This window comes from Streptomyces sp. 1114.5, from assembly GCF_003635085.1.
Taxonomy (GTDB): Bacteria; Actinomycetota; Actinomycetes; order Streptomycetales; family Streptomycetaceae; genus Kitasatospora.
Window position 1 is genome coordinate 580,472 of record NZ_RBXE01000003.1, and the last position, 20,989, is coordinate 601,460.

Annotated in this window: 21 protein-coding genes; 12 read left to right on the forward strand and 9 right to left on the reverse strand. The window is 71.7% G+C overall.

Annotation, left to right across the window (positions count from 1 at the left end; genetic code table 11):
- The first annotated feature begins 190 nt into the window (after positions 1–190).
- The 5 genes from BX285_RS34055 (at position 191) to BX285_RS34080 (ending at position 8,019) form a co-directional block, all read left to right on the forward strand.
- The gene (locus BX285_RS34055) at positions 191–2,023 is read left to right on the forward strand and encodes a VCBS repeat-containing protein (RefSeq protein WP_121179419.1); all 1,833 of its coding nucleotides are present in this window, start codon (positions 191–193) and stop codon (positions 2,021–2,023) included.
- A 154-nt stretch (positions 2,024–2,177) separates the two neighbouring features.
- Entirely contained in the window at positions 2,178–4,478 is a 2,301-nt protein-coding gene (locus BX285_RS38020) for a glycoside hydrolase domain-containing protein (protein WP_220784019.1), read from the forward strand.
- Positions 4,479–4,511: 33 nt separating this feature from the next.
- Entirely contained in the window at positions 4,512–6,089 is a 1,578-nt protein-coding gene (locus BX285_RS34070) for an FG-GAP-like repeat-containing protein (protein ID WP_121179421.1), read from the forward strand.
- Between the two features lie 236 nt (positions 6,090–6,325).
- Positions 6,326–7,120: an MBL fold metallo-hydrolase gene (locus tag BX285_RS34075; RefSeq protein WP_257033231.1), complete on the forward strand. Its 795-nt coding sequence runs from the start codon at positions 6,326–6,328 to the stop codon at positions 7,118–7,120.
- A gap of 530 nt (positions 7,121–7,650) precedes the next feature.
- Entirely contained in the window at positions 7,651–8,019 is a 369-nt protein-coding gene (locus tag BX285_RS34080) for a hypothetical protein (RefSeq protein ID WP_121179422.1), read from the forward strand.
- A gap of 221 nt (positions 8,020–8,240) precedes the next feature.
- On the opposite strand, the gene BX285_RS34085 is transcribed toward BX285_RS34080, so the two are convergent.
- Together BX285_RS34085 and sigJ are read right to left on the reverse strand one after the other, a co-directional pair.
- Entirely contained in the window at positions 8,241–8,615 is a 375-nt protein-coding gene (locus BX285_RS34085; protein ID WP_097241033.1) for a hypothetical protein, read from the reverse strand.
- A 142-nt stretch (positions 8,616–8,757) separates the two neighbouring features.
- A complete protein-coding gene (gene sigJ, locus BX285_RS34090; protein WP_121179423.1) occupies positions 8,758–9,690 on the reverse strand; it encodes an RNA polymerase sigma factor SigJ in 933 nt (310 codons plus the stop codon).
- A 183-nt stretch (positions 9,691–9,873) separates the two neighbouring features.
- Here sigJ and BX285_RS34095 point away from each other — a divergent pair, with 183 nt between their 5' ends.
- Positions 9,874–10,275, forward strand: a complete 402-nt coding sequence (locus BX285_RS34095; RefSeq protein WP_097241031.1) for a hypothetical protein — start codon at positions 9,874–9,876, stop codon at positions 10,273–10,275.
- Between the two features lie 107 nt (positions 10,276–10,382).
- Here the strand turns inward: BX285_RS34095 and BX285_RS34100 are convergent, their stop codons facing one another.
- Complete coding sequence (locus BX285_RS34100) at positions 10,383–10,976, reverse strand: TetR/AcrR family transcriptional regulator (RefSeq protein WP_121179424.1); 594 nt, start codon at positions 10,974–10,976, stop codon at positions 10,383–10,385.
- A 154-nt stretch (positions 10,977–11,130) separates the two neighbouring features.
- On the opposite strand from BX285_RS34100, the gene BX285_RS34105 reads away from it, so the two are divergent.
- Both BX285_RS34105 and BX285_RS36975 read left to right on the forward strand, forming a co-directional pair.
- Complete coding sequence (locus BX285_RS34105; RefSeq protein ID WP_121179425.1) at positions 11,131–12,102, forward strand: alpha/beta fold hydrolase; 972 nt, start codon at positions 11,131–11,133, stop codon at positions 12,100–12,102.
- 128 nt (positions 12,103–12,230) lie between these two features.
- Positions 12,231–12,395, forward strand: a complete 165-nt coding sequence (locus BX285_RS36975; protein WP_147465284.1) for an RICIN domain-containing protein — start codon at positions 12,231–12,233, stop codon at positions 12,393–12,395.
- Between the two features lie 92 nt (positions 12,396–12,487).
- Here BX285_RS36975 and BX285_RS34110 read toward each other — a convergent pair whose 3' ends face one another.
- On the reverse strand, positions 12,488–13,132 hold the full coding sequence (locus BX285_RS34110) for a dihydrofolate reductase family protein (protein ID WP_121179426.1): 645 nt from the start codon (positions 13,130–13,132) through the stop codon (positions 12,488–12,490).
- A 260-nt stretch (positions 13,133–13,392) separates the two neighbouring features.
- Between BX285_RS34110 and BX285_RS34115 the strand changes: the two genes are divergently transcribed.
- From BX285_RS34115 to BX285_RS34125, 3 genes are all read left to right on the forward strand, one after another.
- Positions 13,393–13,989 carry a pyridoxamine 5'-phosphate oxidase family protein gene (locus BX285_RS34115; protein ID WP_121179427.1) on the forward strand — a complete coding sequence of 199 codons (597 nt, stop codon included), beginning with the start codon at positions 13,393–13,395 and terminating at the stop codon, positions 13,987–13,989.
- A 60-nt stretch (positions 13,990–14,049) separates the two neighbouring features.
- The gene (locus BX285_RS34120) at positions 14,050–15,006 is read left to right on the forward strand and encodes a YafY family protein (protein WP_121179428.1); all 957 of its coding nucleotides are present in this window, start codon (positions 14,050–14,052) and stop codon (positions 15,004–15,006) included.
- Between the two features lie 320 nt (positions 15,007–15,326).
- Positions 15,327–16,061 (forward strand): dienelactone hydrolase family protein, encoded by a 735-nt coding sequence (locus BX285_RS34125; protein ID WP_121179429.1) that lies wholly within the window; start codon positions 15,327–15,329, stop codon positions 16,059–16,061.
- Positions 16,062–16,145: 84 nt separating this feature from the next.
- On the opposite strand, the gene BX285_RS34130 is transcribed toward BX285_RS34125, so the two are convergent.
- Positions 16,146–16,790 (reverse strand): TetR-like C-terminal domain-containing protein, encoded by a 645-nt coding sequence (locus BX285_RS34130; protein WP_121179430.1) that lies wholly within the window; start codon positions 16,788–16,790, stop codon positions 16,146–16,148.
- Positions 16,791–16,903: 113 nt separating this feature from the next.
- Between BX285_RS34130 and BX285_RS34135 the strand changes: the two genes are divergently transcribed.
- Positions 16,904–18,136: a S9 family peptidase gene (locus tag BX285_RS34135; protein WP_097241024.1), complete on the forward strand. Its 1,233-nt coding sequence runs from the start codon at positions 16,904–16,906 to the stop codon at positions 18,134–18,136.
- 110 nt (positions 18,137–18,246) lie between these two features.
- On the opposite strand, the gene BX285_RS34140 is transcribed toward BX285_RS34135, so the two are convergent.
- The 4 genes from BX285_RS34140 to BX285_RS34155 all read right to left on the reverse strand — a co-directional run bounded on the left by BX285_RS34140 (position 18,247) and on the right by BX285_RS34155 (position 20,875).
- Positions 18,247–18,708: a hypothetical protein gene (locus tag BX285_RS34140; protein WP_121179431.1), complete on the reverse strand. Its 462-nt coding sequence runs from the start codon at positions 18,706–18,708 to the stop codon at positions 18,247–18,249.
- A gap of 66 nt (positions 18,709–18,774) precedes the next feature.
- The gene (locus BX285_RS34145; RefSeq protein WP_121179432.1) at positions 18,775–19,389 is read right to left on the reverse strand and encodes a restriction endonuclease; all 615 of its coding nucleotides are present in this window, start codon (positions 19,387–19,389) and stop codon (positions 18,775–18,777) included.
- 154 nt (positions 19,390–19,543) lie between these two features.
- A complete protein-coding gene (locus tag BX285_RS34150) occupies positions 19,544–19,744 on the reverse strand; it encodes a hypothetical protein (protein ID WP_257033226.1) in 201 nt (66 codons plus the stop codon).
- A 324-nt stretch (positions 19,745–20,068) separates the two neighbouring features.
- On the reverse strand, positions 20,069–20,875 hold the full coding sequence (locus BX285_RS34155) for a DeoR/GlpR family DNA-binding transcription regulator (RefSeq protein WP_097241172.1): 807 nt from the start codon (positions 20,873–20,875) through the stop codon (positions 20,069–20,071).
- Between the last annotated feature and the right edge of the window lie 114 nt (positions 20,876–20,989).

The following is a 20,989-nucleotide window of genomic DNA, read 5'->3' on the forward strand; positions in this document are numbered from 1 at the left end:
ATCGTTCGTCAATCGTCAATATTGCCACTGTTGACGGTTTCTGACGCCTGCGAAGGTGAGTGAGTCGATCAAGCACCGGAGAACCCGCCGGCACCGGGGGACCGGTCCCCGTCCGAACGACACCACTCCACACGGGAGTTCACCACACACCTCGGCACGCCGAAGGCTGCCCGAAAACAGCAAGGACGACATGAAGCTCTCCCTCATAGCCCGTAGTTCGTCCGTCGCCGCTCTGGTGACGACCGCCCTCGCCTTCGGTGCGGTCGCCGCCGCCCCCGCGGCCGTCGCCGGGCCCGGTGCCGGGCCCGGTACCGCCGCGGTCGACGCGGCGAGTCCGTCCGCGGACTACCCCAGCGCCGGCCAGGGCACCCCCACCTCCCAACTCCGCAGCAACGGCCTGGCCGCGCAGCTCGCCGCCGCCAAGCCCATCACCCGCAGCGAGACCCTCAAGCGCGCCGCCACCTGGGTGGACCAGGGCCTGGAGTACAGCATGGGGGGCGAAACGTACCAGGGCTGGCGCACCGACTGCTCCGGATACGTCTCCATGGCCTGGGGCCTGCCCGGTCCCGGCGAGACCACCGACTCGTTCATCCCCGAGGGCATCGCCCACAGGATCACCAAGGACGAGCTCAAGCCCGGTGACGCCCTCGACAACCCCAACCCGGGCCGGTACGGGCACGTCGTCCTCTTCGAGAAGTGGGCCGACGCCGACAAGTCGTCCTACTGGGGCTACGAGTTCAACAGCCGCGGTGTCTTCCACCACGTCATCCCGTACCCCTACTTCAACCACCAGGACGAGTACGAGCCGATCCGGCTCAACTCCATCGTGGACGACGAGGTGACGCCCGTCGCCACCGACGACACCAGCAGGATCAAGGGTGACTTCGACGGTGACGGTCGGGACGACGTCGCGGTGCTGTACGACTACGGCAAGGACGGGGAGCGCAACCACTCGGGTCTGTGGACGTTCACCAGCAAGGGGGCGGGTTTCAACGCTCCGCGGCAGGTGTGGGACAGCGGTTCGGACAGCTGGAACTGGGCGTCCAGCAAGGTGACGGTCGGGGATTTCAACGGTGACGGCAAGGCCGACATCGGTGTCCTCTACGACCTGGGTCGTACCGACGACGGTCGCAACCGCACCAGGCTCTACACCTTCACCAGCACGGGCAGCGGCTTCACCGGCCCGCAGCTGGCCTGGGACAGCTCCACCGACCCCGTCAGCAGCTGGAACTGGGCGACCAGCAAGCCCGTGGCCGGCGACTTCAACGGCGACGGCAAGACCGACATCGGCGTCGTCTACGACTACGGCCAGTTCGACACCGGCAACCGCACCGCCGTCTGGACCTTCACCAGCACCGGCGCCGGATTCGCCGGCCCCAAGCTGGCCTGGGACAGCTCCACCGACCCGGTCAAGAGCTGGAAGTGGACCAACAGCAAGCCCGTGGTCGGCGACTTCAACGGTGACGGCAGGACCGACATCGGCGTCCTCTACGACTACGGCCAGAAGGGCGACATCAGCCGTACCGGGCTCTGGACCCTCAGCAGCAACGGCACCGGCTTCAACTCCCCGCAGCAGGTCTGGGACAGCAGCAACGACGCCGTCAAGAGCTGGAACTGGAACGCCAGCAAGCTGACCGCCGGTGACTTCAACGGTGACGGCAAGGCCGACATCGGTGTCCTCTACGACTACGGCAAGGACGGGGACGCCAGCCGCACCGCCGTCTGGACCTTCAACAGCACCGGCGCCGGCTTCACCGGCCCCAAGAAGCTCTGGGACAGCAGCAACGATGCCGTCAAGAGCTGGAACTGGAACGCCAGCAAGCTGACCGCCGGTGACTTCAACGGTGACGGCAAGGCCGACATCGGTGTCCTCTACGACTACGGCAAGGACGGGGACGCCAGCCGCACCGGTCTGTGGACCCTCAGCAGCACCGGCACCGGCCTCAGCTCCCCGCAGCTGGCCTGGGACAGCAGCAAGGACGCCGTCAAGAGCTGGAACTGGAACGCCAGCAAGCTCGGCTGATCCGCACGGCCACGGAGGGACGCCGTCCGCGCACGGCGTCCCTCCGCGTGCCGTTCCCCAAACCCGCAGCCACCCACCGGGACCCACCGGCATCCGCCGGCCCGACACGGCCCGGATGCCGGCCCGACACGGCCCAGATGGAGAGTCACCCCCCATGCAACTGCCCAAGAAACGCGGCCGAGCCCTCGCCGTCTCGACCGCCCTGCTCGCCCTGGTCGCACCAGGGCTCGCCCAGCAGGCCCAAGCCGCGCCCGCGACGCCGCACCGGGACGCCACCACGGCCGTGACCTACCACGGCCTCACCCTCGACGTGCCCTCCACATGGACGGTCGTCGACCTGGAAAAGGCCCCGGACACCTGTGTCCGCTTCGACCGGCACACCGTCTACCTGGGGCACCCCGGTGCCGAACAGGCCTGCCCGCCCCACCTCGTGGTCGACAAGACGGACGCCCTGCTCCTGGAACCGATCCCCGGGACCGTCGGCCGGCAGGCCTCCGACGTCCTGCGCGTCCCGCAGGGCGCGGCGATGCCGCGCACGCTGCCGGTGGGCTCCGATCAGGAGTCGCGGGTGGCCGTCGAAGGCGCCGGGGTGCTGGTGACCGCCGCGTACGGTGCGTCCTCCAACGCGACCGTCGCCGCCATCCTCGGCAACGCCCGGATCGACGCCACGGCTGCCAAGCCCGCCGCTCCGGCACCGGCTCCCGCTCCTGCGCCCGCTCCGGCTCCCGTGCCCAAGGCGTTCGGCGCGCTCACGGCGCAGCCCGCCGTCGTGGCCGACACCGGCTACACCGGACCGGGTTTCGACGCCTGCGCGGCCCCGTCGCCCAGCACGATGAACGCCTGGAAGGCGTCGCCGTACCGGTCCGTGGGCATCTACATCGGCGGGCGCCACCTGGGCTGTTCGAAGCAGCCCGAGCTCACCCCCGACTGGGTGCGCGAACAGACCTCGAACGGCTGGTACCCGCTGCCGATCTTCGTGGACCGTCAGGCCTACGACATCTCACCGACCGACGCCGTCAACCAGGGCCGGGAGTCCGCGGACACCGCCGTCGCCAAGGCCGACGACCTGGGGTTCGGGCCGGGCACGGTCATCTACAACGACATGGAGCACTACGACGACCGGTCCTACCGGGACCGGGTCCTGGACTACCTGTCGGGCTGGAGCAGCCGGGTGCGCGAGCGCGGCTACCGGTCCGGTGTCTACGCCGGGGTCCGGAGCGGTGTGCAGGACCTCGCCTCGGTGGCCGGCGATTCCGACTACGCCGGCCCGGACGTGGTCTGGTCCGCCAACTGGAACTACCAGGCCGACGTCTCGGACTCGTCCATGGGACTCCCCGGGCCCGGCTTCTGGTCCAACCGGCAGCGCGTCCACCAGTACCGCGGCGAGGTGGACGAGACCTACGGCGGCGTGACGCTCAACATCGACCGCAACTACATCGACGTCGGCCCGGCCGGTACGCAGCCCGTCGTCGCCGCGCAGGAGGACTCGTCCCGGGTCAAGGGTGATTTCGACGGTGACGGCCGGGACGACGTCGCGGTGTTGTACGACTACGGCAAGGACGGGGAGCGCAACCACTCGGGTCTGTGGACGTTCACCAGCAAGGGGGCGGGTTTCAACGCTCCGCGGCAGGTGTGGGACAGCGGTTCGGACAGCTGGAACTGGGCGTCCAGCAAGGTGACGGTCGGTGACTTCAACGGTGACGGCAAGGCCGACATCGGGGTGCTCTACGACCTGGGTCGTACCGACGACGGTCGCAACCGCACCAGGCTCTACACCTTCACCAGCACGGGCAGCGGCTTCACCGGCCCGCAGCCGGCCTGGGACAGCTCCACCGACGCCGTCAGCAGCTGGACTTGGGCCAACAGCAAGCCCGTGGCCGGCGACTTCAACGGTGACGGCAAGTCCGACATCGCCATCGTCTACGACTACGGCAAGACCGGGGACATCAGCCGCACCGGCCTGTGGACCTTCACCAGCACCGGCGCCGGATTCTCCAGCGCCAAGCAGGTCTGGGACAGCAGCACCGACCCCGTCAAGAGCTGGAACTGGGCCGCCAGCAAGCCCGTCAGCGGTGACTTCAACGGCGACGGCAAGGCCGACATCGCCATCGCCTACGACTACGGCAAGACCGGGGACGCCAGCCGTACCGGTCTCTGGACCCTCACCAGCACCGGCGCCGGATTCGCCGGCCCCAAGCTGGCCTGGGACAGCGCCACCGATGCGGTGAAGAGCTGGAACTGGAACGCCAGCAAGCTGGTCGCCGGCGACTTCAACGGCGACGGCAAGGCCGACATCGGCGTCCTCTACGACTACGGCAAGACCGGGGACATCAGCCGCACCGGCCTGTGGACCCTCAGCAGCAGCGGTACCGGCTTCAACTCCCCGCAGCAGGTCTGGGACAGCGCCAACGACGCCGTCAAGAGCTGGAACTGGAAGAACAGCAAGGTCGGCTGAGCGCGCCCGTCGACGGATGGAGACCTTCAGAACATGCGTTTACCGAACATCAGGAAACACCCGCTCGTCACCACCGCGGCCGTGGCACTGGCCGCAGCCGGCCTCTCCCTGACACCTTCCGCCCCGGCCCACGCCGCCTCGGTCGCCACCTGGGACAAGGTGGCGAAGTGCGAGAGCGAGGGCGACTGGAGCTACCACAGCGGAACGAACCTGGGCGGTGGCCTGCAGATCATTCCGAGCACCTGGGAGGGATTCGGCGGGACGGATTACGCGCCGTTCGCCTACCAGGCCACCAAGGAACAGCAGATCAGGATCGCGGAGAAGGTGCTCGCGGCCCAGGGCGTGAATGCCTGGCCGAACTGCTGGCAGGGCACGGGCCTGGGCGACGACAGCGAACCGCCCTTCCCCGACGTTCCCACCCCCACCCCCACCGACCCGGAGCAGAACCCGGCCACCCGGATCAAGGGTGATTTCGACGGTGACGGCCGGGACGATGTCGCGGTGCTGTACGACTACGGCAAGGACGGGGAACGCAACCACTCGGGTCTGTGGACGTTCACCAGCAAGGGGAGCGGTTTTACCTCCCCGCAACGGGTGTGGGACAGCGGTTCGGACAGCTGGAACTGGGCGTCCAGCAAGGTGACGGTCGGTGACTTCAACGGTGACGGCAAGGCCGACATCGGCGTCCTCTACGACCTGGGCCGTACCGACGACGGCCGTAACCGCACCAGGCTCTACACCTTCACCAGCACGGGCAGCGGCTTCACCGGCCCGCAGCCGGCCTGGGACAGCTCCACCGACCCCGTCAGCAGCTGGACTTGGGCCAACAGCAAGCCCGTGGTCGGTGACTTCAACGGTGACGGCAAGGCCGACATCGCCATCGTCTACGACTACGGCAAGAGCGGAGACGCCAGCCGTACCGGTCTGTGGACCTTCACCAGCACCGGCGCCGGCTTCTCCAGCGCCAAGCAGGTCTGGGACAGCAGCACCGACCCCGTCAAGAGCTGGAACTGGAACGCCAGCAAGGTGACCGCAGGCGACTTCAACGGTGACGGCAGGACCGACATCGCCATCGCCTACGACTACGGCAAGACCGGGGACGCCAGCCGTACCGGTCTGTGGACCTTCACCAGCACCGGCGCCGGCTTCTCCAGCGCCAAGCAGGTCTGGGACAGCAGCACCGACCCCGTCAAGAGCTGGAACTGGAACGCCAGCAAGGTGACCGCAGGCGACTTCAACGGTGACGGCAAGGCCGACATCGGCGTCCTCTACGACTACGGCAAGACCGGGGACATCAGCCGCACCGGTCTGTGGACCCTCACCAGCACCGGCGCCGGGTTCGCCGGCCCCAAGCAGGTCTGGGACAGCGCCACCGATGCGGTGAAGAGCTGGAACTGGAACGCCAGCAAGCTGGTCGCCGGTGATTTCAACGGTGACGGCAAGGCCGACATCGCCATCGCCTACGACTACGGCAAGACCGGGGACACCAGCCGCACCGGCCTGTGGACCCTCACCAGCACCGGCACCGGCCTCAACTCTCCGCAGTTGGCCTGGGACAGCAGCACCGACCCCGTCAAGAGCTGGAACTGGAAGAACAGCAAGCTCGGCTGAACCGGCGCCGAGCCGATCACCCTCGCAGGCCCCGCAGAGTCACTCCGTCTCCGCGGGGCCTGCGACGGTGACGTCGGGTCCGCTGTCGATCACCGCGAACCTGGCGATGCTCCGCGCAGGTTCCGTGTTCCCCGGGGAATGCCCGGCCACCGGGGTCGGTTGCAGCCGAACGACCCCGCAAGCGGACACCGCTTCCACAGCGGGCCCATGACGGACGGTTACGGAAGGGCTTGTACGTGAAGATCGGCGACATCGAGGTTCTGGCGGTCATGGACGGGGTGGGTACCGAGACCGCCGCCGAGATCCTCACCCGCCCCGGCACGGACGACCCGTGGGCCTGCCATGACCACCACCGGGAGCCGGACGGCACCCTGAACCTGCCGCTCGGTGGCTTCCTGGTGCGCAGCGGGCAGCGGACCGTCCTGGTGGACGCCGGGGTCGGCCCGTTCGACGACGGCCGCTACCGTGGGGGCGCACTGCTGGACTCGCTCGCCGCCCAGGGCGTCGCGCCCCAGGACGTGACCGATGTGGTCTTCACACACCTCCATTTCGACCACGTCGGCTGGGCCGCGGTCGACGGTCGGCCGGTCTTCCCGCGCGCCACCTACCGTGCCCACCGCGCCGACTGGCAGCACTTCGTCACCGGGCCGGCCGCGACTCCCGCGGCCGTCGCCAAACTCACCCCGCTGGAAGGCCGACTGGAGCTGTTCGACGCCGACTTCACCCTCGCCCCCGGCATCGACGCCCTCCACCTGCCCGGCCACACCCCCGGCACCACCGTGTACGTGCTCTCCTCCGGCGGACGCCGGGCGCTGCTCCTGGGCGACGTCGTCCACTCGGTGGTCCAGTTCGGCGAACGCGACTGGCAGGTGATCTGGGACGTCGACCCGGCAGCCGCGTCCGCGGTGCGCAACCGCATCGCCGACGAGGCCGCCGACACCGAGGACCTACTGGTCGCCGCGCACTTCCCCGGCATGCGCTTCGGCCGCATCCTTGCCGCCGACGGCAACCGCCGCTTCGTCGCCGTCTAGGACGCCAGCGGGGCAGCGGGACACCCTGCTGCAGGAGGTGCCGGCGGAGCCGAAGTGGGCCGACAGCCTCACCGACGCGGCCCGGCGGGCGCTGTCCCCGCTGTTCCGGACCCAGGTGAACCCCTACGGCTGGTTCGCGCCGAACAAGGCCAACCGGCTCGACCTGGCCGCGGTCACCAACCTGTCGGCCGGTGCCTGGTGGCCGGTGGGGCATGTCCGCCGTCTTCTCGTCCCTGTTCACGAAGGCGTCCTTCCTGGCCTGCGGTGTCGCCGTGTTCAACGGCGCCACCGTGGCCGGGGCAACGCCCGCCCGGGCGGAAGCCGTGCTCCGGGAGCGCAGGGTGGAGCAGCGGGCCGAGTGTCGGGGGAACGTCCGGCTTACGTCGTTCCCCGGTGTGGCGGTGGTCCGGCAGCCTGGTGTGCGCACGGACAAGGGGGGAGCTCCCCGTTCCTCAGGGGCCCGCTGTGCACCGGTTCCGGTGCCCCGGGCCCGACGATTCACGGAGGGAACCATGCGTCGTATCGGAGCAATGATCGCTGCCACCGTGCTGACCGCCATCGGCGTCGTCGGCACGTCGGGAACCGCGCACGCCAGCAACAACTGCGACGAGCCCGCCGCCTACTACTGTCAGTTCGTCCAGACCAACTGGGGCTGGGTCCAACTGGCGACAGACCTCATCGGCCACCGCGAGTGGGCCATGGCGAGGGGCGGCTCGAAGATCGGGTCGTCGTGGTACGTGTACATGGACCAGTCGAGCAACGGCGGTGTCACCTGGGACCCTTGGCTCAACACGGTCGTCAACACGACCAACTACACCGAATCCCTCCCGGACTCGGACATCGTCACCCGGGGGTGCGTCAACGTCAACGGGTACTCGTTCTGCACCGGTTGGCACTGATTCCGCAACGGCGGGTCGGATAGCCGCCCCGCCGTCCCAGGGGCCCGATCGGCCGCCTGTTCCGCACTCCGACAGCCCGTCATCGGGCGGAGCCCCCGTCGAAGGGGCCCGGCCGATGGCGGGCTGTCCCCGTCACACCGTCCGCTCACCCGGTACGCCGAGATCGAGGTGCACGACCGGCCGTTCGGTGGTCGCCCGCCCTGACCCGTTCCGGCCGGACGTCACAGCGGGGTGAGGACGTCCTGGTGCACCTCGTCCAGGACGAAGCCGTTGTCCAGCCGGACCCGGACCGTCACCCGGTTCCCCCGCTCCCGGTACGCGGCCCACTGCGGCTCCAGCGCGGTGATCTCCGCCTCCAGCCGCTCGCGGCTGGCCACCGGCATGGTGTGCCCGTAGTCCTCGAACAGTGCCCTGAGCCGCTGGTACTCGCGGACGTCGTGGCTCTCCGGGAGTTCCCCGTCCACCCGCTCGACCACGCCCTGCGTCCCGGCCCCCAGCGAGACGAAACCGACGACGGCCCCGGGCGTTCCGGCGACCGCCTCACCGATCGCCAGGTCCTCGGCCAGCTTGACGCGCCGGCCCTCCTCCAGAGTCATCCGTCCTCCGCCTCTCCCTCGCTCACCGCCGCCGACGGGCAGCGTCCGGCCCACGGCCCCGGCCATTATCCGCCGACCTCCGCCGACCTCTGCCGGTCCCGCGGCTCCCGGCCGGGCGCTCAGCTTCAGGCCGAAGCGCTGGTCAGCCCGATCCGGTCTCGGTCCACGGGCGGAGTTTCGCCGGATTGCGGATCGCCCAGATGCGCGTGATGCGGTCGCCGGTGAGGCTGAACGCCGCCACGGTCGCGGTGACGCCGGTGTGTTGGGCGACCAGGCCCGGTCGGCCGTTGACCGTCCGTTCGAGGAGGGTGAGCCCAGGGGCCTTGTCGGCGATGTGGATCAGGTACTGGGCGATGCGCTCGCTGCCCCGGACCGGGCGAAGGACGGCGCCGACCATGCCGCCCCCGTCGGCGGTCATCGTGGCATCAGGGGCGAGCAGACCGACCAGGGCCTCGATGTCCCTGGCCTCCCACGCCTGTTTGAAGTGCCTTACCACACGGGCCTGTTCGGTCGCGGGGGCTGCCGGCACCTGTGCGGCGCGCACCCGCCGGCGGGCCGAGGACGCCAGCTGCCGGCAGGCCGCCGGAGTCCGGCCGACCATCTCGGCGACCTCGGCGAAGGGGTAACGGAAGACGTCGTGCAGGATGAACGCCACGCGCTCGGCCGGCGTCATCGACTCCAGGATGACCAGGAAGGCCATGTTCACCGACTCGTCCAGGGTGACCCAGTCGGCGGGGTCGATCGGCTCGGCCCTGTTGCCGCCCGCCGGTCCGCCGATCGACTCCGTACGGTCGGGCAGCGGCTCGGGTATCCACTCCCCGACATAGTGCTCGCGCCGGACCCGCGCCGACCCGAGCAGGTCCAGGCAGACGCGGGTGGCCACCGTCGTCAGCCAGGCGCCGGGCGACGCGACGGCCTCCTGCCGGGCCGGCGACATGGCGTACCAGCGGGCGTACGTCTCCTGCACGGCGTCCTCGGCCTCGACCAGGGAACCGAGCAGCCGGTAGGCGAGATTGATCAGCTGGTGCCGCTCGCCGACGATCACACTCAGTCCCGGCTCGGATGGGGTGCTCATGAGTCGGGCCCACTCCCTGGTCTCTTCCGCTTCAGCTTCCGCTCTCGCCGCGCCCGCAGCTCCGATGACACCGCAGCGGCGTGTGAGGCCGGAAGCCCCGCCTCACATTTCGCGGGCCTGCGTCGTCGGACTGCCGAGACACTATCGATCAACTGCCGCGAGGCAGAAGAAGGGGACCACGACATGGCCATACCGACGACGGCAGACAAGCGCAGCCTCACGTTCCCGCAGGTCGCCCTCGCCCTGCAAACCCTGGCGATCTTCTTCCAGGCCGCCACCGCCGGCCTGCTGCTGGCCTCCCACGGGGAGACGCTGCACAGTGTCGGAGCACGCGTGATGTACGGCGCATCGATGCTGTACCTGCTCGCCGCGATCCTGGCCTGGCGGCCCGGCGGCGGCTCGCCCCGCCCCATCCTGTACGCGGCCGGCTTCCTGGTGCTCGCCTCGGTGCAGGTCGTGCTGGGCATCGCGCACATGCCGGCGCTCCACGTCCCCCTGGGCGTCCTGATGTTCGGCCTCAGCGCTCTGGTGCTGGGGCAGGTGTCGACTGCCGCCTCCCGGGAGCGCCCTGGCACGCGCTCATAACCGCCGCGCCACCCCGGGACGGCCGTACTCCTCACAGCGGTCAGCCCGGGCGGGCCGCAGGGCGTCGAGGTGGGAGCACCGTGGGTGCCGGCGGTCGGCCGTCGGGGTCAGGCGGGTCGGGGGTGCTGCAGTCCGTGCAGGAGCAGGTCGATCAGGCGTCGGGGGTCGTACTGCGGGTCCGCGCCGCCGATGCACAGGTTGCCGATGCCGCGCATGAGTTCGTAGGGCTGGGTGCCCGCCCCGATCTCGCCCGCTGCGGCCGCGGCGTCGAGCAGCTGCGCGCAGACCGGCAGCAGGCGGTCGAGGAAGTGGCCGTGCAGGGCGGCGAAGGCGCTGCTGTCGGACTGCATCGCGTCGGCCAGTCCGTGCTTGGTGACCAGGAAGTCGACGAAGAGGTCGATCCACCGGCGCAGTGCGGTGAACGGGGAGCCGGCGTCGGCCAGCAGCCGCGGGCCCGCCTGTGCGCACTCCTCGATCTGGTGGCGGTAGACGGCGGTGATGAGGTCGGCCCGGGTCGGGAAGTGCCGGTAGATCGTCCCCGTTCCGACGCCTGCCTCGGCCGCGATCCGGCGGATCGGCGCGTCGACGCCGGCGGTCACGAACACCTCGGCGGCCGCCGCGAGCAGTGCTTCCCGGTTGCGCGTCGCGTCGGCCCGCTTGCTCCGGGCCGACGACTTCCCGCTGGGGCTCTCGCTGGACACGGCTCTTCTCCGATGCTCGTTCGGGCCCGTTGACAAAACGGAACCTCGTTCCGGATAGTAAATGGGACGGCGTTCCGTTTCAGCTTAGCCGAGGCCGAAGGCTGCCGCCGTCTGCCACTTGCCTGCCGTCACCGCAGAAGGAGGAACGCTCGCCATGAGCGCACCCACCCGCACCGAACCTGTCTCCGTCCCCGTCCCCGTCCCCGTCCCCGTCCTGTCCTACAGCCCGGTGGTCCTGCCCGTCCCCGGACGCCCCGTGGACCTCCACGTCCGCGTCACCGCACCCGCGTCCGGCACCGGACTGCCCGTCATCCTGCTCTCCCACGGCCACGGCCCCTCGCACCACCTCTCCTCGCTGCACGGCTACGCGCCGCTCGCCGACGCCTGGGCGGCCGAAGGCTTCGCCGTCCTCCAGCCCACCCACCTCACCTCCCGAACCCTGAGCCACCTGGTCGCCGACGCCCCCGGCGCACCCGACTTCTGGCGCTCCCGCGCCGAGGACATGACCCACGTCCTCGACCGGCTCGACGTCATCGAGCGCACCGTCCCGCAGCTCGCGGGACGCCTCGACCACAGCAGGATCGCCCTCGCCGGGCATTCGTACGGCGGCTTCACCGCCGCCCTCCTGCTGGGCGCCGGACTCCACGACCCCGACACCGGGACCGTGGTGCACCTGGCCGAGCCGCGGATCACGGCGGGCGTCCTGCTCGCCCCGCCCGGCCGGGGCGGCGATGCCTACAACGGGCCCATGGCGAAGCAGTGGCCGATCATCGGAGCCGTCGACTTCTCCACCATGACCACCCCCGCCCTGGTCGTCGTCGGCGACCAGGACGACCCCCGGCACTTCACCGACCTCGGCCCGGCCTGGCACGCCGACCCCTACACCCTCGCCCCCGCCCCCAAGACCCTGCTCACCCTGTTCGGTGCGGAACACGGCCTCGGCGGAATCGCCGGATACGACGCCGCCGAGACCACCGACGAGAACCCCGAACGGGTCGCCGCTCTCACCCGGCTCGCCGCCGCCTACCTCCGCACCCGCCTCCACCCCGGCGACCCGGCCTGGCCCACCGCCTGCGAGGCCCTGGCCGCCGCCCCCGACCCGGTCGGCCGGATCGAGGCCAAGTAGCCGCCCCGGGAGGCAGGCCGCCGTCCGGCTGCCTCCCCGGTTCGAGCACCGCCGCCGGCACGGCGCTGGTCCGGTACCACTGCGCGGCGGTCATCCGGAACCCGGCCCAGACGGCGCTCATGGTACGGATGAATCACGCCTTCCGGATCGTCGGCGACCACAACGCCGGCTACCGCATCATCCTCGCTCACTCCGGACTCGCGCTCACCGCCCCCACCGCGGCCGGCGGCGCGGTCACCCAGGCCCCGGACACCGGCGCCGCCACCCAGCGCTGGGACCTCGTCCCTGCCTGAACCGCCGTCCCCGCCTGAACCGCTGTCCCCGCAACGGCCGGAGGGACCGGCGCGCCAGGAGTCGGCGCCGGCCCCTCCGGCCCGGTGTGCTGTCAGCGGTCGTCGCCGAGTCCGCGGTCGGGGGCGCTCATGTCGCCGGTGGCGGGAGTGCCGTCGGCGAGGGCGTAGCGCAGGAAGACGGTGCCCTTGCGGCCGGCCGTGGGGGGTTCGAGGAGGGTGACGTTCGTGGGCACGGCGCCGCCGTCGAAGACCTTCTTCCCGACGCCGAGCACGATCGGGTGCACCCAGAGGTCGAGGCGGTCGAAGAGCTTCTCGCGCAGGAGAGTCTGGACCAGGTTCAGGCTCCCGACGACCTTCACGTGCCGGTGCCGGTCGCGGATCTCCCGTACCGCGACGGCCAGGTCGGGGCCGAGCTGGGTGGAGCCGGCCCAGGAGAGGTCGGGCTTCCCGCGGGAGGCCACGTACTTGGGGACGCTGTTGAAGAGGGTGGCGAACTCGTTGTCCTGGCCGCCCTCCTGGTGGGGCCAGTAGGCGGCGAAGAGGTCGTAGGTGCGCCGGCCGAGCAGCAGGGCGTCCGTGCCCTCGTACGCGGCGGCGATCTGTGTGCCGGTGGCCTCGTCCAGCAACGGCGCCTGCCAGCCGCCGAACGGGAACCCGGCCGGGTCCTCGTCGGGGCCGCCGGGCGCCTGCCCGACGAGGTCGAGGGTGGTGAACAGTTCGATGTGGATGAGGCCCATGGCTTTCCTACTCCCGATTCCTCGAACGGCACTTGCCGACCGGTCGTGCAGCGCCCGGCACACACGGAGCCGAGTACACACGGTGCCCAGCACACGGTGCCCCACTCGCACCGCCCGCTCCAAGGCGCCGCGCGCGCGGATAACACGACAGAGGGTGTCGGGTTTCGAGGGGACAGTAGGGGCCCGGCCGGTGTCACGGTGGCGCAGGTCGGGACGACAGACGGTCAAACGATCAGACGGACGGACGGACAAGGACCCTCATGCGCGAGACACCCGAAGAACTCCAGCAGCTCCAAGCCCTCCTCGACACCTCGCTCGCCGGCTCCACGGCGCACCTGAGGTCGATCATCAGCAGCGAGCGCACGCTCACCGCCGAACAGCTCACCGGCGCGCTCACCGGCATGTGCACGCTCGCGCTGTCCACCGTGACGGCCAAGGGCGAGCCGCGGATCAGCGGAGTGGACGGCCACTTCCTGCACGGCAAGTGGCACTTCGGCACCGCGCGCAGCGCCGCCAAGGCCCGGCACCTCGCCGCCCGGCCCGCCGTCAGCGCCGCGCACCTGCGCGGGGAGGACCTGGGCGTGTTCACCCACGGCACCGCGGAGATCCTCAATCCCCTCGGCGGCGAGCCGGCCGCCGACTGGCCGGAACTGCTCGCGTACTTCCGGGACTTCTACGGCGACGACGCCTTCGACTGGGACGACGACGTGGTCTACTACCGGCTGCACCCGCACTGGATGGCCGTGTTCGCCGCCGACCCCGCCAAGCTCGGCCGGCAGGCGGACGACGCGGACACGGCGGACGAGGTAGACCCGGCGGACGAGGCGAACAAGGCGGACCAGGTGGACCAGGCATGATCAGGCCCGGACCTGGAACGGGCCACCCGACGACGGAAGACTGACGGAAGGAGAGGCCACGTGCGGGCGAGCCGGGCCATCGCCCTGCTGCTGCTCCTCCAGGCCCGGCGGACGATGACCGCCGCCGAGCTCGCGGCCGAGCTGGGGGTCTCCGAGCGCACCGTGCAGCGGGACGTCGCCGCCCTGGTCGAGGCCGGCGTGCCGGTGTACGCCGACCGCGGCCGCGCCGGCGGCTACCGGCTGGTCGACGGCTACCGCACCCGCCTCACCGGCCTCGAACGCGCCGAGGCCGAAGTCCTGCACCTGGCCGCCCTTCCGGGCCCGCTGCGCGACATGGGACTGGCCGGGCACGCCCTCGCCGCACGGCTGAAGGTCGCCGCCGTCCTGGGCGACGCCCCCGCCGGCGCCGTCCGGCGGTTCCACCTCGACGCACCGGCCTGGTTCCGCGAGACCGAACCCCCGCCGCTGCTCCCCGAGGTGTCGCGCGCCGTGTGGGAGGAACGTGTGCTGCACGGCCGGTACGCGGCGCGCGGCGGCACCCGGGAGCGGCGGCTGGAGCCGTACGGCCTGGTCCTGAAGGCCGGGCAGTGGTACCTCGTGGCGCGCGGCGCCTCCGGCCGGGTCGGCTCGTACCGCGTCGACCGCTTCGAAACGGCCGAGGCCGGCGACGAACGGTTCGAGCGCGACCCGGAGTTCGACCTCGCCGGCCACTGGGCCGCGGCGGCACGGGAGTTCACCCGCGCTCTGCTGCGCGAGCGGGCCGTCGTACGGCTGAGCCCGCTCGCCGTCGAGAACCTGGCCGTCCTGCTGGAGGCGACCGCCGCCGCCGACGCCCTCGCCACCGCGGGCCCGCCGGATGCCGAGGGCTGGGTCACCGTGACCCTGCCGGTCGAGGACTGGGACATCGGGTACCTCGAACTCCTGCGCCTGGGCCCGGAAGCCGAGGTCATCCGGCCACCCGAACTCCGGGCCCGCCTGGCCGAGGCGACCCGCCGCGCCGCCGCCCGCTACACCTGACCGCGCACGCCGCCGGGCGTGGCGCGCTGCCCTCGGCTAACTCCCTCACGGCGAACTCCCTTGTGGGGCAAGGTGATCGGAGCTGGACCCGGCCTCACCTGGACCCGGCCTCACCCGGTCGGCTAGGTTGACAGCCATGACGACCGGGACGGCCTTGCGCCACACACGGATCGGCGACCCGGTGCTCCGCTGAGCACCGTGCGGGCCGGGGCCGGCCCGCTGCCGGACCGAGGCCCGGGCGCCGCTTCCCCGCAGGCCCGGGCTCCGCCTCCCTCGTGAGTTGATCACAGCTCGACACATCAACCACGACAGGAGAGTTCATGCCCACCAAGACCCTGCAGATCCCGACCGCGGACGGCCGGGCCGACGCCTTCGCCGCCTTCCCCGACGGTGGCGGGCGGCACCCGGGGGTGCTGATGTACCCGGACGGCTTCGGCATCCGGCCCGTACTGCGCGAGATGGCCCGCGAGCTGGCCGGGCACGGCTACTACGTGCTCGTTCCCAACTTCTTCTACCGGCACGGCCCGACCCCGGTGATCGACCTCCCCGCGCACATCGGGGAGGAGGTCCGGCCCGCGATCTTCGCCGAGCTGATGCCCCTGATCCAGGAGCACACCGCCGAACGCGTCCTGCGCGACGCCGAGGCGTTCCTCGGGTTCCTCACCGCTCAGCCCGAGGTCGCCGCCGGACCGGTCGGGCTGACCGGCTACTGCATCGGCGGCCTCCTGGCGCTGCGCACCGCCGTGGCCCACCCCGGCCGGGTGGCCGCCCTCGGCGCGTTCCACGCCCCGGTGGGCGCCGACGGGCCCGACGGCCTGCGCGGCCTCACCGTGGAGGCCCACTTCGGCCACGCCGCAAGCGACGTGACGCCCGAAGCCCTCGTCGAGCTCAACCGGGACCTGGACGCCGCAGGGGTCGGCCACACCTCCGAGATCTACCCGGGCACCGAGCACGGCTTCACCATGTCCGACACCGACGCCTTCGACCCGGCCGGCCTGCAGCACCACTGGGACCGCCTGCTGCCCCTCCTCGGCCGCACGCTGGCTGACGGCTGACGGCTGACGGCTGACGGCTGACGCTCAGTCCGGCCCGCCCGGCCCGCCCGGCCCGCCCGTTCGGCCGGACGGGCGGGCCTGGCGTCAGGCCGCGAAGGCGGCGAGGAGCTTGTCGGTGAGGCGGTCGAGGTAGTCGCGGCCGGTCGGGGTGTGGACGACGGCGAGGCGCCAGTAGAGCGGGCCGGCGAGGAAGTCGAGCGCGAGTTCGCGGTCGGTGTTGGTGGGGAGTTCGCCGCGGAGGACCGCCCGTTCCAGGAGCAGGGTGGCCTTGGCGCGGCGGGTGTCGCGGACGGCGGTGAAGAGGGCCTCGGCCAGTTCGGGGTTGCGGTGGCCTTCGGCGATCAGGTCGGGGATGATCCGCGCGGGGAGCGGCTGCTGCAGCGCGTCGGCGACCTCGGTGAGGAAGGCGAGGACGTCGCCGCGCAGGGTGCCGGTGTCGATGGTCCCGGACGTGGTGACGGCGACGGCCGAGACCAGGTCGACGGTCATGTCCAGCTTGGACGTCCAGCGGCGGTAGATGGCCGCTTTGCCCGCGCCGGCGCGCTTGGCCACCGCCTCCAGGGACAGCCGCGCGTAGCCGGCCGACGCCAGTTCCTCGAAGAAGGCGAGGGCGATCGCCTCGGTGACCGAGTCCTGGAGCACGGGCCCACCGGGGAGTCGGCGCGGGTGGGCGGAGGTGGGCCCGGGGGCGGGAGTGGGCCCGGAGGCGGGCGCGGGGGAACTGGGCATGCCCCGAACCTACACGAGACGGAACGGTTGCGTCTCGACTGGGAGGGGGCTACCGTCGTTCCCGTAGACGAGACGGAACCGTTCCGTCTCGACAAAAGGGTCTGGGGTGCACCATGCGATTCCTGTACGAGGACGAGTCGTTCTCCTTCGAGACGCTGCGCACGGCCGGCTTCGCCAACGACGGCGGCGCCGACCTGGGCGAGGTCCTGACCACCGCCCGCGCCATCGGCGACGGCGACGAGGAGGCCTGGCTGCGCGAGTGGAAGCGCACCGCGCAGCGCGTCCACGCCGTCGGCACCCGCGCCCTGGCGGCCGGCCACCGGGTCAGCTCCCGCGAGGCCCTGCTGCGCGCCTCGAACTACTACCGCACCGCCGAGTTCTACCGCCGCGACGACCCCGCCCACGACCCCGAGGTCAAGACCCTCTCCGCCCTCTCCCGCGAGACCTTCGCGACCGCCGCGACCCTGATGGACACCCCCGTCGAGCCCGTACGCATCCCCTACGAGGACACCAGCCTGCCCGGCTACCTCTTCCTCGTCGACGACTCCGGCGCCCCCCGCCCGACCGTCGTCTTCACCAGCGGCTTCGACTCCACCCTGGAGGAGGCCTACTTCGTCATCGGCGCGGCCGCGCTGCGCCGCGGCTACAACGTGCTGGCCTACGACGGGCCCGGGCAGGGTGCGGCGCTGCGCGAGCAGGGCCTCGTCTTCCGCCCCGACTGGGAGGCCGTGGTCACCCCGGTGGTCGACTACGCGCTCACCCGGCCCGAGATCGCCCCCGACCGGATCGCACTGCTGGGGTACAGCCTCGGCGGCTACCTCACCGCCCGCGCCGCCGCCCACGAGCACCGCCTGGCCGCCCTGGTCCTGGACGACGGCCTCTACGACTACCACGACGCCCACACCCGGGTCATGCCGCCGTTCCTGCGGGACTGGGTCGAGTCCGGGCGCGACGACCTCGCCGACCCCGTCCTGAGCCTGCTCATGCAGGCCGGCACCCAACTCCGCTGGGCCCTGCGCAACGGCGTGTGGGCGTTCGGCGCCGACTCCGCCGCGGACTACATCCGCCGCACCGCCGACTACACCCTCGACGGAGTCGCCCACCTCATCGACTGCCCGACCCTGATCCTGGACGCCGAGGACGACCAGTTCTTCCGCGGCGAGCCCCAGCGCGTCCGGGCCGCCCTGACCTGCCCGCACACTCTGGTCACCCTCCCAGAGGCCGAAGGCGCGGGCGAGCACTGCCACATGGGAGCGATGTCCCGCTTCCAGCAGGTCACCTTCGACTGGCTCGACACCACCCTGACTCCGGCCGCCCACACCCCGCCCGCCGGGCCCACAGCCTGACGGGCAGTGGCGTACGGTCCTGACCCCACGCTGGGCCTCTACCGTTCCGGCGTGGCGGATGCGGTCGGCTCCATGACCTCAGCCGGCAGGTAGTTCCGGGCCGGTGGGCGTCAGCCGCCGGCCGCCGGCCGTCCTCGGGCGTGGGTGTACGGGACGGGCCTGCCGGTGAGGGCGTCGGTCACGGGCCGGCTGCCGAGGGGGTGGCGGAGGACGGCCGTGACCCGGGCGATGCCGCCGTCCTCGCAGCCGATGTCGGGGCCCGAGGCGTCCCGGCGCCTCAGCAGCAGGGTGACCTTGTCGGCCCACTCCCCGGCGACCAGGTCGGGCTTGTAGTCGCAGCCACTCCAGGCGACCTCCATCGTGATCGTGCGGTCGTCCGCCTCCACGACGGTGTTCTTCGTGGACGGATCGGCGAGCTGGAGCCGGACGAGGACCGACGCGTCCCGCCTCTTGAACGGGAGCGGGTAGGCGGAGTCCTCGGAGTGGTCGGCCCAGGCGTAGCACCCCGCCACCCCGACCCCGATCAACCCCACCACGGCTATCCAGCGCTTGTCGCGTCGCGTCAGTTCCACGGCCGCTTCCCCTCCCCTTGTCGCGGATCAGGGTAGACCTGCGGCAGTCGTGGCCCAGGGCCGAGGTCAGTGTCGGTGTCCGCCCCGGGGCGCGGGGATGCGGGGCAGGACGTCCCACAGGGGCCGGCTGCCGGCGGCCCAGCGGGCGAGGGCGTTCCGGTCGACCAGGAGGATGCCCTGCTCGGCGCCCCAGCGGTGGGCTTCGCGGGAGAAGCGGCCGTTGGTGACGACGACGGCGACGTGGGCGCGGTGGGCCCGCTGGTAGGTGCCGGCGAGCGCGTACAGGACGCCCACACCGACCGGCTTTCCGCCGAGCGGATCCCGCTTGTGCTTGCACTGCAGGGCCCAGCGCCGCCCCAGCGGGTCCTCGGCGAGGACGTCCACGCTCTGGTCGTTGGCCCTCCCGACCTTGTGCGCGCGGCAGCCGTCGCGCTGCAACAGGTCGCGCACCGCGTACTCGAACGCGTCCGGCGCCATGTGGTCGATCCCGCCCGGACCGCTCAGCGCCAGGCGCAACCTGGCTGCCCGCAGCTGCAGTCGGCGGGCAGCGAGGACGCGGGCGCGCAGCACGGCGGCGGCGACGGCACCGGCCGTCAGCGCGAGGACGACCAGGACCCACCAGTTCGCCGCCAGCCACCGCAGGACGGCAACCGCCGCGCCGAGCGCGAGCAGCGCCACCATCGCGTAGGCGAGCCATGTGCCGTCATCGCGCCGCGCGGGCCGGCGGCGAGGGCGCGCCCGCGCCGGAGGCCTGCGCCTAGCCATTGGCTGTTCCGAGCCTGCTCATGCTTGGCGTCCTCCCTGCGGTCCGCAGCCGTACCCGCCGAGGGGAGGGTCAGTGGGTGACCTGGACAGCGATGCCGACGAGTTGGAGGATGGCGTGGCCCCAGCTGGTGGCGGCGATCAAGACGCCGAAGACGACCGCGGTGAAGACGGTGAACGCCTCGTCGGTGCGGCTGCGGGATTCGGTACGGCGTCGAAGCCGGATGACGATGAAGATCGCGAGGAACGCCGTCGCGCTGATCGAGTACTGCACTGCACTGCCCGCCCTTGACGCTGTGTCATGCTCCGACTACTACCCGTCTGCCATTCGGGTGAGCATGTCAGAGCGGCGGACGGCCCGGGGCCGCTTCGCGGAAATCAGGCGGACGCGAACGGCCCCACACGCCGCTGCACCCCGCCGGCACGCGAAGGCCGCGCCCGGCGTACGCCCGCGCGTCCGAGGAGGTGCCACGCGCAGCGCCTCGGCCGGCCCGGTGAAGTGCCAGGGCGACCTCCGGCGAACGCGGCCACCTACGTCGGCACCCAAGCGCTCTCGCCACCCGCCGCAGGCGTCCCGCCACCTCCCGCCGCTGCCCGGTCAGGCGGTGGTCGGGACGACGACCAACTCGCCGACCGTGTCGGCGAGGGTGCTGCGGGCCGGGGCGGGGAGGGCGTCGTCGGTGATGAAGCAGTCGATGTCCGCCAGGGTGGCGAAGCTGCTGAGGCCGACGACGCCCCACTTGGTGTGGTCGGCGACCACGACGGTGCGGCGGGCGGAGGCGATCAGGGCCCGGTTGGTCTGGGCCTCGGCCAGATTGGGGGTGGTGAGTCCGGCCTGTTCGCTGACGCCGTGGACGCCGAGGATGAGCAGGTCCACGTGGAGGGTGCGGATCGTCTGGTCGGCGAGGGCTCCCACCAGGGCCGCGGAGCGGGTGGGGGTTCCGCCGGTGAGCAGCAGGGAGGGGACGTTCTCCCGCCCGTCGCTGCCCGCCGCCCACAGCAGGTCGGCCACCCGCAGGGAGTTGGTGACGACGGTGAGCTGCGGGATCTCCAGCAGCCGGGAGGCGACCGCGTAGGTGGTGGTGCCGGCGGACAGGGCGACCACGCTGCCCGGTTCCACGCGCTGGGCCGCCGCGTCCGCCAGGGCGGCCTTGGTGCTCTCCTCCAGCTCGGACTTGACGTCGAAGCCGGGTTCGTCGGTGCTCGCGGCCCCCACCGCGATGGCCCCGCCGTGCACTTTCTGGACGGCGCCCTGGCGCACCAGCGCGTCCAGGTCGCGGCGGATCGTCATGTCCGACACGCCGAACTGTTCGACCAGCTCGGCGACGCGCACCGCGCCGGCCTTGCGGATGGCCTCCAGGATCAGCGCCTGGCGCTGCGGGGCGAGCAAACTCTGATCAGCCACGGAGGCCCTTTCGGTGTCGGACGGGTTCCCGGTCGCTCCCGCTTCGTCCGGCAGGTCGACGCCGCCACGGTCGTGGATGGACGGATGGATGGACGGATGGACGGACACATGAGT